This is a genomic window from Arthrobacter sp. StoSoilB20, assembly GCF_019977295.1.
Classification (GTDB): domain Bacteria; phylum Actinomycetota; class Actinomycetes; order Actinomycetales; family Micrococcaceae; genus Arthrobacter; species Arthrobacter nicotinovorans_A.
On record NZ_AP024651.1, the window covers coordinates 485,125 to 500,324 of the forward strand.

Annotated in this window: 12 protein-coding genes, 1 tRNA gene and 1 riboswitch; of the genes, 7 read left to right on the forward strand and 6 right to left on the reverse strand. The window is 64.2% G+C overall.

All coding sequences use genetic code 11. The features are described from left to right. Positions 1-26 precede the first annotated feature (26 nt). Positions 27-1,460: an HNH endonuclease signature motif containing protein gene (locus tag LDN85_RS02335; protein WP_223944488.1), complete on the forward strand. Its 1,434-nt coding sequence runs from the start codon at positions 27-29 to the stop codon at positions 1,458-1,460. 38 nt (positions 1,461-1,498) lie between these two features. Here the strand turns inward: LDN85_RS02335 and LDN85_RS02340 are convergent, their stop codons facing one another. Continuing rightward, positions 1,499-2,959: an amino acid permease gene (locus tag LDN85_RS02340; protein WP_223944489.1), complete on the reverse strand. Its 1,461-nt coding sequence runs from the start codon at positions 2,957-2,959 to the stop codon at positions 1,499-1,501. A gap of 269 nt (positions 2,960-3,228) precedes the next feature. Between LDN85_RS02340 and LDN85_RS02345 the strand changes: the two genes are divergently transcribed. From LDN85_RS02345 to LDN85_RS02365, 5 genes are all read left to right on the forward strand, one after another. Further along, complete coding sequence (locus LDN85_RS02345) at positions 3,229-5,379, forward strand: ALF repeat-containing protein (protein ID WP_223944490.1); 2,151 nt, start codon at positions 3,229-3,231, stop codon at positions 5,377-5,379. A 172-nt stretch (positions 5,380-5,551) separates the two neighbouring features. Continuing rightward, positions 5,552-6,358, forward strand: a complete 807-nt coding sequence (locus LDN85_RS02350; protein WP_026542074.1) for an IclR family transcriptional regulator — start codon at positions 5,552-5,554, stop codon at positions 6,356-6,358. A 178-nt stretch (positions 6,359-6,536) separates the two neighbouring features. Then, positions 6,537-8,288 (forward strand): urocanate hydratase, encoded by a 1,752-nt coding sequence (locus tag LDN85_RS02355; protein WP_026547468.1) that lies wholly within the window; start codon positions 6,537-6,539, stop codon positions 8,286-8,288. A gap of 4 nt (positions 8,289-8,292) precedes the next feature. Next, a complete protein-coding gene (gene hutH / locus LDN85_RS02360) occupies positions 8,293-9,885 on the forward strand; it encodes a histidine ammonia-lyase (RefSeq protein WP_026542072.1) in 1,593 nt (530 codons plus the stop codon). Positions 9,886-10,084: 199 nt separating this feature from the next. Next, the gene (locus LDN85_RS02365) at positions 10,085-10,333 is read left to right on the forward strand and encodes a hypothetical protein (protein ID WP_026542071.1); all 249 of its coding nucleotides are present in this window, start codon (positions 10,085-10,087) and stop codon (positions 10,331-10,333) included. A 122-nt stretch (positions 10,334-10,455) separates the two neighbouring features. On the opposite strand, the gene LDN85_RS02370 is transcribed toward LDN85_RS02365, so the two are convergent. The 5 genes from LDN85_RS02370 to LDN85_RS02390 all read right to left on the reverse strand — a co-directional run bounded on the left by LDN85_RS02370 (position 10,456) and on the right by LDN85_RS02390 (position 14,107). Further along, positions 10,456-10,677, reverse strand: coding sequence for a hypothetical protein (locus tag LDN85_RS02370; RefSeq protein WP_026542070.1), 222 nt, complete (start codon positions 10,675-10,677; stop codon positions 10,456-10,458). Between the two features lie 163 nt (positions 10,678-10,840). Beyond that, a tRNA-Cys gene (locus LDN85_RS02375) sits at positions 10,841-10,911 on the reverse strand. Positions 10,912-11,129: 218 nt separating this feature from the next. Continuing rightward, complete coding sequence (locus tag LDN85_RS02380; protein WP_223944491.1) at positions 11,130-11,570, reverse strand: hypothetical protein; 441 nt, start codon at positions 11,568-11,570, stop codon at positions 11,130-11,132. Between the two features lie 69 nt (positions 11,571-11,639). Then, complete coding sequence (hutG, locus tag LDN85_RS02385; RefSeq protein WP_223944492.1) at positions 11,640-12,590, reverse strand: formimidoylglutamase; 951 nt, start codon at positions 12,588-12,590, stop codon at positions 11,640-11,642. A gap of 74 nt (positions 12,591-12,664) precedes the next feature. Beyond that, a complete protein-coding gene (locus LDN85_RS02390; RefSeq protein WP_026542068.1) occupies positions 12,665-14,107 on the reverse strand; it encodes an NCS2 family permease in 1,443 nt (480 codons plus the stop codon). Between the two features lie 114 nt (positions 14,108-14,221). On the opposite strand from LDN85_RS02390, the gene LDN85_RS02395 reads away from it, so the two are divergent. Next, entirely contained in the window at positions 14,222-14,854 is a 633-nt protein-coding gene (locus tag LDN85_RS02395) for a copper resistance CopC family protein (protein ID WP_223944493.1), read from the forward strand. A 150-nt stretch (positions 14,855-15,004) separates the two neighbouring features. Next, positions 15,005-15,197: riboswitch (cyclic di-AMP (ydaO/yuaA leader) on the forward strand. Positions 15,198-15,200 lie beyond the last annotated feature (3 nt).

Here is a 15,200-nt window from a genome sequence, read left to right on the forward strand (position 1 = left end):
TGTCCACATAGACAACATGGGGTCTGATGTTCGGGCCGAGTCGCTGGAAGAGTGGCTTCATGGACGGAAATCGGGGATCGCAGCAGGCGCCAGTGGCTTCGCCACCGGATGCTTCTTCCGTTGTCCTGACTCCCTCGGCTACTGCGGCTACCGGGTCGGCGGTACCTGGCGCGGCCGTACGAGGACCGGGTATTCAGGGGCTCATCTTTGATCTGAGGACGCTTCCGATCAACACTGATAGCTCGGGGCTTATTGATGAGATGCGCGAACTTGAGGAACTGACGTCTGCAATTTCGGCTCGGCAGGCCCGGGTTGCGGTGGCGTTTGATCTTACGCAGCGGGCGGAGCAGGCCCAGTCCGGGGTTCCCGCAGCAGAACGCGGCATGGGCGTTGCTGCGCAGGTGGCGTTGGCACGGCGGGAATCACCAAACAAAGGGTCCAGGCTCTTAGGGTTTGCCAAAGCGCTGGTCATGGAGATGCACCGGACCATGGCAGCGCTGGATTCGGGCCAGTTGAACGAATGGCGGGCAACGCTGCTAGTGAAGGAAACAGCCTGCCTGTCCGTTGAAGACCGGGCTGCTGTGGACGAGGAACTCGCCCCTGACTCCGGGACCTTTGAAGGAGTCGGGGACAAAGCCATCATCGCTGCCGCCAAGGCCGCCGCGTATCGCCGTGACCCGCGCTCGGTGGCGCAACGAGCCAGCCATGCAGCCACGGAACGGACGGTCAGCCTCCGTCCTGCGCCGGACACCATGACGTACCTCACCGCCCTGCTCCCGGTCGCCCAAGGCGTCGCTGTCTATGCCGCGCTGACCCGGACGGCTGACTCCCTTCGCTCCAGCGGAGACCCGCGAACCCGCGGCCAGGCCATGGCAGACACCCTAACTGAACGCATTACCGGTACACCGGGTGGTGTCTCAGGTATCAACCTCAACCTCGTCATGACCGATCGCACGCTCTTCCAAGGGGATCCCGAGCCGGCCCGACTCGAAGGCTACGGAATCGTACCCGCGGAATGGGCAAGGGCGCTTCTTGCTGAGGAACCATCCGGGTCCGAGGACCAGCATCATCGCAGCGAATTCACGGTGTTGCTCCGCCGCCTCTACACCGCTCCCGGCAGCGGCGAACTCTTGACGATGGACTGCCGAGCTCGATTCTTCCCGCAACGGTTGCGGCGCTTCATCAACATCCGGGACAACACATGCCGTACCCCGTACTGCGACGCGCCCATCCGACACATCGACCACATCATTCCATGGCATTCGGAAGGCGGCACAAACCTCCGAAACGGAGCCGGTCTTTGCGAAGCCTGCAACCACACCAAGGAAAATCCGGGCTGGAACGCCGCGAGTATGCCCGGTGACGTGCACACACTTCAGGTCCGCACTCCCACCGGGCATAGCTACCAATCAAAAGCACCACCGTTGCCGGGGCACAAGTCCGCACGCCTCAGAAGCTGAGGCTGGAGCGCCTTCAACAACATGAGGCCTTCAACAAATTAGCGTGCCTTCACCACGGGGATGGCGGCCGTTTCGTCCACCAGCTCTGCCCGGCGAAGGCCACCCCCGCGGACCCACAGTTTGTAGGCCACGAACAGGAGAACCAGCCAGGTGCCACCTACGTACAAGGCAATGCGCGTGTCTTCGAAGACGCCGAGGATCACGATCACCATTGCCATGAACGCCATGGTCAGGATTGAGGCGACGGGCCACAAAGGCGACCCGAATTCCGACGCCGGCAGCCCCTTGCGCTTGATCTCGCGTTTCATGGCGACGTGCGAGGCCAGGATCATCACCCAGACCCACACGGTGGCAAAGGTAGCGATCGAGGCGATGAGCACGAACACGTCCTCCGGGATGACGGCGTTCAGCACGACGCCCACCAGCAGGATGCCGCCCATCATCACCACCGTCATCCAGGGAACTCCGTGCCGGGAGATCTTGCTGAAGCTCTTGGGCGCATGACCCTGCTGTGCCAGGCCGAACAGGATGCGTCCGGCCCCGAAAATGTCGCTGTTGATCGCCGAGAGAGCAGCCGTAATCACCACGGCGTTGAGGATGTGGGGCGCGGCAGGGATGCCCAAACCGTCGAAGATCTGCACAAACGGGCTCCCGCTGCTTCCTATCTCGTTCCAAGGGAAGATGCTCATCAGCACGCCGAGGGTCAGCACGTAGAAGAGCAGCACACGGACCGGAACAGTGTTAACTGCCTGCGGGATGACCTTCTTGGGGTTGGTGGCCTCGCCGGCCGTGATACCGATCGTTTCGATCCCGCCAAAGGCAAACATCACGACGGCGAAAGCGGCGAGGAGCCCCTCAAAACCGTTCGGGAAGAAACCGCCGTGGTTCACGAGGTTCCCCAGCCCCGGTGCCACGCCGCCGCCGTCGCCCGTTTGGAAGCCGAACACAACGATCGCGGCACCGCCCACAATCATGGCGATGATCGCCACCACCTTGATCAGCGAGAACCAGAATTCCAGCTCTCCGAAGACCTTCACGCTGAGCAGGTTCATGGCGCCAAGGAACAGTATGATCGCGAGCACCCAGATCCATCTATCCACTTGGGGGAACCAGAAGCCCATATAGATGCTGAATGCGGTGACATCGGCAATAGCCACAATCGCCATCTCGAACACGTAGGTCCACCCGGTCACGAAACCGGCGAACGGTCCCAGGTACTTGGACGCGTATTGACCGAAGGAGCCGGACACGGGGTGTCGGACAGCCATTTCACCGAGGGCGCGCATCACCATGAATACGGCTGCGCCGCCGATGATGTAGGCCAGCAGGACAGCCGGGCCGGCCTTCTGGATGGCGGAGGCAGAGCCGTAAAAGAGGCCCGTACCAATTGCGGATCCGAGGGCCATGAAGCGGATGTGGCGGACGTTCAGGCCTCGGCTGAGCGCCGTACCCGCGGCCTGGAGGACAGAGTTCTCCGCGGCCAGCTTGGTTTGTTGCATAGTAAAACCTTCTCGTCTTTGGGAGGGGATCGCTATCCAGCAGATCACTTTTGAGCCCCTTGTGATCGGACTCACGGACGTTTGGTGTCTTTGATCGCAGACAGTGCGTTTTGTGAACGGGCGCTGCCTTGCAGGATGGTGGTCAAAGTCATAGTCCGGCGTCGGATATGATGACCGCGGACAGCTCATCAAACCGGTCAGGCATCCCTCGCTTCCAGCGTCGCCCCCCCTTGAATTCAGCGCTGCCATCGCATCCTTATGGGGGACCTTTGATTTCTGTACTTCGTCACACCCGACGCCGTTGGGCCGCTGCCGCCGTGGCTCTTGTAGCCGGGGCGTCCTTGCTCTTTGCCGCCCCTGCGCAGGCCTACGAGATTCCGGCCTTTGAGGTCCCGACCCAGTCCCAGGCTCCGGTTCCCTATGTTTCCCGGGCTGTAGATGCGGCTGGCGTGGTCCAATTGTGGAAGACGGCCGGCCCCGCAACACGCGCTGCCGCCGCTGTCGCCTTGGCTGGAGGCCCGCAGGCCGTCCAGGCATTCGTCGACGGCGGACAAAACGCTCCGCTGGCAGCGGACCGCAAGCAGTTGGTCACCGAGCTGACGCAGCGGGGGAGTGAGCATGTCCGCTCGAAAGCGAATGAGATTCTGGCCTCCGCCAACCCCGCGTTGATCGATGCGTTCCTCGCCTCCGGCTGGGAGAGCACGTGGAGGGTGGACCTCAAAACAGTTGCCTACTACTTCACCGAGTACAACAATGGCCTGGTTCAGCGCGAGGCTCAGAAGAGCCTTGACGAAGGCCAGCAAGCAGTCGAAGAGTTCGTCCTGAGCGGCTGGAAGGTCAAGGCCCAGGTGTCGGACAGGCAGGCGGCGTACGCACTGATCGCCTCGCCCAATCCCGCGGTTTCATCCGGAGCCAAGACCGCACTCGCCACCGCAGAGCCCGCCGCCGACGCCGCGAAGGTTGCCGACTACCTCCGCTACGGCCAGTTCGTCGCAGGCGACCACCACAATGAATCGGCCGCCGTTGCTTCGCTGCTCCAGCAGGTCAAAGCTGACATCAAGGCCAACCCGGCGGGAACCGCAGACGTCGCTGCCCGGGCGAGGACCGCCGTCGAGCAAGCGCGGAACACCGCAACCGCTGCCCGCACAGCAGACTCGGCCCGCTTGGTTGCCGACAGGGACCTCCTGAGCGCCCATGCTGTTCCGCGCGGCGCCCTGGATAACGCGACACTTGTTTCGGAGAAGCCTGCCAAGGAAGCGTTTGCGGCCGCAGCCAAGGAGTTGCCGGGACTTTTGGCAGTCCTCGCTGCGGCCACTGCTGATCCTGACGCCCTTATCAAGGAAGCCCGTCAAGCGACGCTGGATCTCGCGCTGGTGGGCACACCTGAGGTGAAAAAGGCTGCCGAAAAGGCCCTGTTGGCGGGCGACCCGGCGATCAAGAGTTTTATAGCCAAGGGCCACGACGAGGCCATTGAGAGGGATTCAAGCGGAGTCTCGGCTTTCGGCACGGACCGTCAGCGTGTTTATCAGCTTCTGAGCCTCGGCGGCAGCCACGTCAACAAGGCCGCTGACCTTGCCCTGGGCTCCGCCAGCCACGCAGATGTCCGTTACTTCCTGGAGTACGGGTTTGCTACCGCGCAGGATCTGGACAACCGCATCCTTGCCTACGCATCCTTGGACAAGGCCGGGCCGGAACTTCGGGCGGCCGCCACAGTGGCCCTAGAAGGCAGTCGCGCGGATCTCCGGGCATTCGCCGCCAGCGGCCAGTTTGCTGCCGCCAAGCGCGACGAAGCCACCGCAGCACATGTGGCGTCGGTTGACGCCATGCTTACCGAGCTCACAGGACTTGCGGACAAGGCAGCGCTCGACGCCGGTATAGCAGCCGACGCTGCGAAGGCCGCGGAAGCTGCACGCCAGGCGGAAGCTGCGCGCCAGGCGGAAGCGGCTAGGGCCGCGGAAGCGGCACGCCAGGCAGAGGCTGCAGCGGCGGCCGAGCAGGCTCGCGGTAAACTCCCGCTGAACGTGCCGAGAGGTAATTCGTCCGAACTCTCCGCATCAGCGCCCACGGTGGTGCCGTGGCCGCAGGCGCTGGTTCCCGCCGTCGCGCTTGATGTCACAGGTGAGGCGCCCGATGGTGAGCCCGTTGCTGCTGAGCGCCCGGAGGCAACGGATGCCAGTGTCCCGCCGGCGGCTACGTGGCCCAGCGAATCGGCCACGGCGGAGTCGTTGTCGCAAGAGGCAGCCGCGCCCTTGGCCGCATCATCCACTGGGCTGGGAGCTTGGACCATCGCCTTGATCGTGGCGCTGGTCTTGGCGGCTGCGGGAGCAATTATCTTCCTGCTGCGCCGTAAGGTTCCGGTTCCTGCCACGGCGCCGGCGTCCGCCAGCACTACCTCGCCCAAGACCACGCCCAAGCCGTAGGCTTCGCCGAGCCTGAGGCACCGCCCGCCCCAGGCGCCTCGCAGTGTTCTGGCATCCCAGACACAATGCTGATCATGCGGGTTGGATGCGAGACCCGGCAGGGTGCACGCTTGAGTACGGGATACCGGACAGCCCCGCGTCCGCTGGTCCCGGACCCGAGCAGTGAGGAACCATGACAACGTCGCCAGTGGCACCAGGCAAGGCCAGTTCCAAGGTCCCCGCCGCCGAAAACACCCTCAGGATCCTGAAACTGTTGGCCTCGAGGCGGGGCCCCATGGCGGCGTCGAATATTGCCACGGCACTGGGTTTGCCGCGTTCCAGCGTCTATCACCTGTTGGGCGTGATGGAGGCCAACGGCTTCGTCCTGCACCTGCACGAAGAGCAACGGTATGGGCTAGGCATCAGTGCCTTCGAACTCAGTTCCGCATACTCCCGCCAGGAGCCCTTGTCCCGGCTCGGCCGGCCCATGCTCGCGTCGCTGGTGGACGTGATTGGCGAGAGCGCGCACCTCGCGGTGCTCCATGGTCGCGACGTCCTCTACATCGTGGAGGAACGCGCCAAGAACCGCCCCAGTCTGGTGACCGACGTCGGAGTCCGACTGCCGAGCCACCTCACCGCTTCGGGCCGCGCCATTCTTGCTGCCCTGCCCAAGTCCCAGGTCCGGGCGCTGTACCCCAATGCCGCAGCCTTCACTGCCCGGCACGAGGTGGAGTCGCCCATCATGAAGTACTCAACGCTTTCCTCCCACTTGGACCAGGTACGCCAGCGCGGCTACGCGACGGAAAACGGTGAAGTGACGCCCGGTTTCGGTTCCATTGCCGTCGCCGTGACGGACCATGTGGGATGGCCGACGGCGGCAGTCGCCGTCACGTTCCTGGAGGACAAAGTCCCTGCTGAGCAATGGCCGGTGCTGGCTGCGCGGATCCGGAAGGCTGCAGACGAGCTCTCGGTCCGGATCCACGGCCGGCCCGCGCAGTAACTTCCCACACGGACCTCCCGCCTCCCGGCACGCCAAAGGCGCCAACCAAGCCGGACTCGGGTGCGTCTGTAATCCCGGACAGCACCACCCCAAAACCCGTTCCAGCCGCGGGATAAAGGGGCTTTAGTAGAGGTAGAAGATCTTTCCACCACACTTTCCCACAGACGAAGGAGTCACCATGGCACCCGCCGATTTCACTACTGGTGCCCGTCCGGTTAAGGCCGCCCGGGGTACTGAGCTCACTGCCAAGTCGTGGCAGACCGAGGCGCCGTTGCGCATGCTGATGAACAACCTGGATCCCGAGGTCGCTGAGCGCCCGGATGACCTGGTGGTTTACGGCGGCACGGGCCGTGCTGTCCGGTCCTGGGCCGCGTTCGATGCGATCACCCGGACCCTGGAGACCATGGAGAAGGACGAGACCCTCCTGGTGCAGTCGGGCAAACCCGTAGGTGTGTTCCGCACCCATGAGTGGGCACCGCGTGTTCTCCTGGCGAACTCGAACCTGGTAGGGGACTGGGCGACGTGGCCTGAGTTCCGCCGCCTCGAGGCTGAGGGTTTGATGATGTACGGCCAGATGACGGCCGGGTCCTGGATTTACATCGGTACCCAGGGCATCCTGCAGGGCACGTACGAGACCTTTGCCGCCGTCGGGAATAAGCTGATTGCCGCCAGGCAGAACACCGCCCGCCACCCGGCACCCGCCGTTGAAGGTTCCTCCGAGGGCCCGCTGGCCGGAACCCTGACCCTGACCGGTGGATGCGGCGGGATGGGCGGCGCCCAGCCGTTGGCGGTGACGTTGAACGACGGCGCGTGCTTGATTGTCGACGTCGACGAGACCCGCCTGCGTCGCCGGGCCGGCAAGCGGTACCTGGACGAGGTCGAAACTGACCTGGATACGGCCATTGCGAAGGTCCAGAAGGCCAAGGACGAGCGCCGCGGCTGGTCCGTGGGCTACGTGGGCAACGCCGCAGAGGTGTTCCCGGAACTGCTCCGCCGCCACAAGGCCGGGGAAGTGACCTTCGATGTGGTCACGGACCAGACAAGCGCGCACGATCCCCTGTCCTACCTGCCGGAGGGCATCACCGTGGCCGAGTGGCACACCGAGGCTGAGGCGGATCCGGAAGGGTTCACCAAGAAAGCCCAGGCTTCCATGGCCCGCCACGTCCAGGCGATGGTGGAGTTCCAGGACGCCGGTGCTGAGGTGTTCGATTACGGCAACTCCATCCGTGATGAGGCACGTAAGGGCGGCTACGAGCGCGCGTTTGAGTTCCCCGGCTTCGTCCCGGCTTACATCCGCCCGTTGTTCTGCGAGGGCCTTGGCCCGTTCCGCTGGGTTGCCCTGTCCGGGGACCCGGAAGACATCGCCGTGACGGATAAGGCCATCAAGGAGCTGTTCCCGGAGAACAAGCACCTGCACAAGTGGCTCGACGCTGCTGCGGACCGGGTGGAGTTCGAGGGCCTGCCGGCACGTATTTGCTGGCTGGGTTATGGCGAACGCGCCAAAGCCGGCCTGCTGTTCAACCAGTTGGTGAAGGAGGGCAAGGTCAAGGCCCCGATCGTGATCGGCCGTGACCACCTGGATTCGGGTTCCGTGGCATCTCCGTACCGTGAGACCGAGTCCATGGCCGATGGTTCGGATGCGATTGCGGACTGGCCGTTGCTCAACGCCCTGATCAACACCTCTTCGGGCGCTACCTGGGTCTCGATCCACCACGGCGGCGGTGTCGGCATTGGCCGTTCCCTGCACGCCGGACAGGTCTCCGTTGCTGACGGAACCGACCTCGCCGCAGAGAAGCTCGAACGGCTCCTGACCAACGACCCCGGCATGGGCGTCATCCGCCACGTCGACGCCGGCTACGACCGCGCCGTCGAGGTCGCCAACGAACGCGGCGTCCGCATCCCCATGAACGAATCCGCAGAGAGCAAGTAAGAACATGACCATTACCTCGAACGAACAGCTCACCGTCACCCTTGGTTCCAGTGGCGTCACTCCGGAAGACGTCGTCGCCGTCGCCCGCCACAACGCCAAGGTCACCATCTCCCAGGACGCCCTGGACAACGTCGCCAAGGTCCGTGCCCACATTGACGACCTCGCCACCAGCGACGTCCCGGCCTACGGGATTTCCACAGGCTTCGGTGCGTTGGCCAACCGCCACATCCCCAACGACCTCCGCACCCAGCTGCAGAAGTCGCTGATCCGCAGCCACGCCGCCGGCATGGGCCCGGCCGTTGAACGCGAAGTGGTCCGCGGCATCATGTTCCTCCGCGCCAAGACCCTGGCTTCCGGCCGCACGGGCGTCCGTCCGGTGGTCCTGCAGACCATGGTGGATGTCCTCAACGCCGGCATCACCCCACTGGTCCGCGAGTTCGGCTCGCTGGGTTGCTCCGGCGACCTCGCGCCGCTGTCCCACTGCGCGTTGGTCCTCATGGGCGAAGGCGAAGCAATGGGTCCCGACGGCGAATTGTACGGAACCGCAGGACAAGCACCTGTCGCTGAGCTGCTCGCGCAGCACGGGATCGAGCCGGTTACCCTCGCCGAGAAGGAGGGCCTGGCCCTCGTCAACGGCACCGAGGGCATGCTCGGCATGCTCCTGATGGCCATTGCCGACATCCGGTTGTTGCTTGCGACGGCGGATGTCACCGCTGCGCTCAGCGTCGAGGCGCTGCTCGGCACGGACCAGGTGTTCCTGCCGGAGCTCCACGCCGCACTCAGGCCCCACCCGGGGCAGGCTGCCAGCGCAGACAACATGCTGCGCGTGCTGTCCAACTCGCCGATCGTCGCGTCCCACCGGATCAACGACACCAAGGTCCAGGACGCCTACTCGCTGCGTTGCGCCCCGCAGGTTGCCGGAGCTGTCCGCGACACCGTGGACCACGCCGCACTGGTTGCTTCCCGCGAACTCGCCGCAGCGATCGACAACCCGGTGGTCCTCCCGGACGGCCGCGTCACGTCCAACGGCAACTTCCACGGCGCCCCCGTGGCCTATGTCCTGGACTTCCTGGCCATCGCGGTGGCGGACCTCAGCTCCATCGCCGAGCGCCGCACCGACCGCATGCTCGATCCCGCACGCTCGCACGGGCTTCCGGCGTTCCTCGCTGGAGACCCTGGCGTGGACTCGGGCCTGATGATCGCCCAGTACACGCAAGCCGGGCTCGTCTCTGACAACAAGCGCCTGGCCGTTCCCGCATCAGTGGACTCCATCCCGAGCTCCGCCATGCAGGAAGACCACGTGTCCATGGGCTGGCACGCTGCCCGGAAGCTGCGCAAGGCCGTGGAGAACCTCCGCCGCGTGCTCGCCGTCGAGCTTGTCACCAGCGCCCGCGCCATCGACATGCGCACGCAGATGTCCGACGGCGAACTCACCCCGGGTCCCGCCGGCACGGCGGTCCTTGAGGTGCTGCGCGAAGTGGTCCAGGGCCCGGGCACGGACCGGTTCCTTTCCCCGGAACTGGAAGCGGCTGACCGTCTGGTTGGCTCCGGCGCCGTCCGTGCGGCCGCCGAATCCGCCGTCGGGATTTTGGCCTGACGTCGAATAAAACGCTCATTTGATGGGCATATTTGCCACGCCCCGGTCTTTGTTCGCAACGCAATCACCGGGGCGTGGCAAATGTAGTAAAACTTATGGTGTACGTCACGTCCACGCCAACGATGTCGTGGGCTTGACGGTCAATGGTGCAGACAACTCAATACACAACAGAGAACATCCACAAAGGGGTAGAAGTTCAATGAAGGCACGCGGTGCAGTCCTGTCCAGGCGAAGCGCTCACACGGCTACGGTCACCGACTGGCGGACGCTGGTGGTTGGCGAGGCAGTGGAAGTGGTCAAGTACGCCCACGTGGTTGCGACGGGCCGGGTCGAGGAAGTTTCCGGCAGTGGAAACGTGGTGTGGCTTGAGCATTCCGGCTCCGGCGTCACCGAAGAGGGCAAGGAACTGTTCATGAAGTCCGACGGCGTCACTCTCCGCCGGGCGTAGCTGCAGTTACTGTCGAGGTACTTGTTAAACAGAAACCGGGGCTCGTTCCCTTCCGCGGGTAGTAGATGCGGAAGGGAACGGGCCCCGGTTTTTGGCGTCGCTGCCGGCGATGCGTTGGGGTATCAGGCAGCGAGTACTTCGCGGGTCTGACCGAAGGGAACGGATTCGTCCAGAGCCACGGTGTAGGTGCCGGGCTCGTGCCGGGTCACCAGAATGCCGCAGTTAGCGTCAGCTGCTGCGCTTTCGATCAGGGCATCCACGGCGCGGTCAAGGCCGTCGTGGATCTCGTCTGCCTTGGAAAAGGACAGGCGAATTTCGCGTTCTGCAATCATTGCAGGGGTCATTGGGGGGCCTCCTATTACGTGCCGCATGCGAGGGCGACCCATCAATCATAGTGGGCGGGGCTGAAAATTTGTAAGATGACCGGCAGTCCCGTGATGTGGGTCTCATGTGGAGCCTGCGTATGGATGCGTGCTGGCGGAGGGGGATCCGCTGTGTGCCCAGGAGACGTGGTGGCGGGATTCGAACCCGCGTACGCTGCTTTGCAGGCAGCTCCCTGGCCTCTTGGGTACACCACGTGCAAACGACACTAGGGTCCGGCAAGTGGGCGTTGCAAAGTTGGTTTCGAAGACTGTCGTGGGGCTACGCAGGGTGTCGGCGCGTTACGGAGTGGTGTCGGCGCGCTACGGGGTGGTGTCGCCGCGCTACGCGAAAGTTGCCCTGCGTTGCTTCCGGTGACGGACGGGCTCCAGCGGCTCAGCGGCTCAAGGCGCCTACAAACGCGTGGTCCCTGGCTTCATCCCGCGGGGGAGCGCAGCCGGGCCACTTTGGAAACTCCCGACGCCACCAGCAGTGTGAGGATGGCCGCTGCCATGTGTGTGTATAGAAGGAGATGTACATCCCCGCCACTGCTCGCAGCACCCTCAGGTACGTCCCCCAGGGACTGCCCTCCGTGGAAGTGGTCCAGGAAACCGTTGCCGGGGAAGTAGCCACCAAAGGCGTCGAATCCGAGGTGCAACAGCTGCTGGGCCACGCCGGAGAGCAGCAGCAACAACAAGGGCCCGTGCACCCATCGGGCGATCAGCTGGGCGGCCAAGCAGCCGAGTGCGGCGAAGCCCAGGAGAACGGGAATGGCGGGGGCGCTCCCGCCGGCCACCATGTGCGCCACCAGGCCCAGGGCCACAGCCACCAGGCCGGCCACCCAGGCCCACTTGTCCTGCACAGACACTGCACGCATCGCCATTCCTTTCCTCCACACAGGCTATGCGGAGGAAGTTCCCGGGAACAGGCCCGGCTAAACGCCTCTCTACGCGAGCAGGGTGTTCACCAGGCGTGCTGCCACTTTGGCGGTGCGGTGATCTATGTCGAACTCCGGATTCAGCTCCGCGACATCCAGGTGCAGCAGCTTCCCGCTCGCAGCAACCTGGCGGCAGACCGCGCTGATTACCGGCAACGGCACACCGTAAGCAGCAGGGGCGCTCACCCCGGGTGCCACCGAAGCCGGCATCACGTCCAGATCGATGGTCAAGTACAGTACGTCCACCCCGGCCAGGAAGTCGGCAACAAAAATCTCCACAGCCTCCGGCGTGCACAGCTCGTCCGGCAGGTACTTCACGCCCAGGCGGTCGGCCGTATCAAAGAGGGCACGCGTGTTGTTGGGCTCCGAAATTCCGACGACGGCGTACTTCAGTTCCCGTCCGGCGGCCGCTTCTGCGTGGGCCATCTGAAGGAACGGCGTGCCTGAGCTCGGCGTGGGCTCATCGCGCAGGTCAAAGTGGGCATCCAGGTTCAGCACGCCGAGCCTTTTGCCGCGAACTGCTTCAGAACCTGCCACCCCAAGGTAGCTGGCGAACGCGGTCTCGTGGCCGCCGCCCAGCACCACGGTGAGGTTTCCGGCGTCGAGCAATCCCGATATGGCGCGTCCGGCGCGCTCTTGTCCCGACTCCAGTGAGTCGTCCTCCACAACCACATCACCGGCGTCGAACACGTCACGGTCAAGGTGGAACGCCAGCGGCCCCAGCGCTGAACGGATGGCGGCAGGTGCTGCGGCAGCGCCCACGCGGCCCTTGTTGCGGAGGACACCGGCGTCGCTGCAGAAGCCAAGCACGACGGCGGGACGCGAGGACGTGGCAGGCATGGCCGAGGTCAGGGGTGCTACTGCTTGCCACCAGCGGCGGTGTTCGGTGCCGTCCCCGTCAAAGCGGCCCGTCCAGGGTGTGGGGCTGACGTCGACAGTGGGGATGCTGCTGGTTTCCATGCCTTAAGCACACCCGAAGGCGGGCACTAAAACCAGCGATCCAATCACCCGGGTGTCCGGAATCTCGGACTTCCCTACTTGACCCCCAACAACTCCTCCACAGTTCCGATGCCGAAGAACAGCAGGAAGGCAGCTGCCACGGCCCACATGAGGGGGTGGACTTCACGGGCGCGGCCCTGGAAAGTGCGGATGAGGACGTAGGAAATGAAGCCCGCGCCAAGGCCGTTGGCGATCGAGTACGTGAACGGCATCAGGGAAATGGTGAGGAAGGCCGGGATGCCAACGCCCCAGTCCTGCCAATCGATCTTGCCCACCTGGGAAACCATCATGAAGCCCACAACCACCAGGGCCGGGGCTACGGCTTCGAACGGGACAAGGTTGATGAGCGGGGTGAAGAACATGGCCACCAGGAACAGCAAGCCGGTGACGATCGAGGCGAGGCCGGTGCGGGCGCCTTCGCCGATCCCGGCGCCGGACTCAACAAAGATCTGGTTGGAGGAAACCGAAGCGCCGCCGCCCACGATCGCCCCGAGGGCATCGACTTGGAGGACGCGGTCAACGTTGGGGATGTTGCCGTCCTTGTCCACCGTTCCGGCCTCGTTGGCCAGGCCCACCATGGTGCCCATGGCGTCGAAGAAGATGCTCAGCAGGATCACGAACGCCAGCAGTGCCGCGGCGATGAACCCCAAGTGCTCGAAGGCGCCGAACGGGTTGGCCTTGCCGATGAGGGACAGGTCCGGGGCGCCCCACTCCGAAAGGGTGGGGGCAACCAGGGACCAACCGCGGGGGTTGACGTTCTTGCCGTCAAAGCTGGGGCCGATATGGAGGGTGAATTCGAGGATGGCGGCCAGTGCAGTGGAAACCACAATGCCGATCAGGATGGCGCCCCGGACCTTGCGGACCACCAGCGCGATGGTCAGGATCAGGCCCACTGCGAACACCAGGGTGGGCCAGCCCATGAGCTTGCCGTCCACGCCAAGTCCCAGGGGAACCGTGGTTCCGGCAGCGTCGGGAATCCGCCGGACAAACCCTGCATTGACCAGGCCGATCAACGCAATGAAGAGGCCAATGCCCACCACGATCGCGGTCTTCAGGGCTTCCGGAACGGCCTTGAACACGGCAGTGCGGAAACCGGTGAGCACCAGGATGAGCATGGTCACACCGGACAAGACCACAAGGCCCATCATGTCCGGCCAGGTCAGCTGCGGGTGCGAGGCCACTGTCACGGCGACGAACGCGTTGACGCCCAATCCTGTTGCCACGGCGAACGGGTGCTTGGCCCAGGCGCCCATGAGGATGGTCAGGATGCCCGCTACGAACGCCGTGGTGGCGGCGACGGCGGTGAATCCGAGGGACGCCCCGCTCGAATCAGCCCCGGAGAGGATCAACGGGTTCAGCACCACGATGTAGCTCATGGCGAAGAACGTCGCGAAGCCGCCACGAATTTCCCGTGAGTACGTGGATCCACGTTCAGTAATTTTGAAGTAGCGGTCTACTGCCGAACCTTGTTTAAGCATGAAGGACTCCGGGGATCGAGGGGAGTGTGCTTTCAAATCCTATGCGGTCCGGTAAAGGGCCTCCGGACGATTCGCCTAGTCTGTAAGGAAGCCAACACTAGGAGAAACCGCCCCATGCGTACCATCCGCCCGCTTCTGGCCGCCGTCGTCGCCGCTCTTGCCTTCGCCTCTGCCCTGCTGTTTTCCGCGGCCCCGGCATCTGCCCACGACGTCGCAGAATCCACGACGCCGGCCAACGGCACAGCGGTGGCGGAAGTTCCGGCGTCGGTCTCCATAACGTTCAACAACCGGCCGCTCGCGATCGGTTCGGGCGTGACGGTCACGGCGGCCGGCGAAAACTGGGCCGACGGACCTGTGGAAATCATCGACAACCAGGCCGTTCAGAAGCTGCGCGAAGGCGCTCCCGCCGGCGAATATACCGTCGTGTGGCGCGTCGTCAGCAGCGATTCCCACCCCATCGAGGGCACCTTTACGTTCACCGCCACCGCAGGAAGCACGACGCCGGGTGGCTCGGCAGGTGCCTCGCCGTCGGCCCCGGCTTCATCCTCCGCAGCTGTGCCCACCGCAGGAACCGGGGCGCCGGCAACAGGTAAGAGCGAGCCTGCCGCCGACGCCTCCCAGCCCTTCCCTTGGAGCATTGTTGGGCTGGCCGTGGTTGCTGTTGGTCTCGTTATTTTTCTGGCTGTTACTGCACGCCGGAAACTGGCTGCGTCAAATGACTCTGAGGGCGATTCTGCCGCGGAATAACGGGGTTTTCTACGTAGCTGCGAAGATCTCGAAATGGTCACCGCGACACGCCAGAAGCATGGTTCTCGTTACTTAAATGTGACTTCGGCGTGATCATCGCGTACGGTTGTACCTGTGCCTGTTCCACGTAGCGGGCACTTCCGGCCTGATTGCCTAGCTCTGCCGCAGTCCGGAATCCGTTCGCAGACAAACCTTACGGCAGAGACGGGGAACCCATTTTAGGTCGCTTTCGAGCGTGCCTTGGGGTGAAGTCACGAAGCTTCCGCGTAACAGCGGGGCGTAGTGGCCGGGTGACTCCCATCCGAATCCGACAGCTAACCTCGCAGGCATCGGGAGAGGCTCTTTC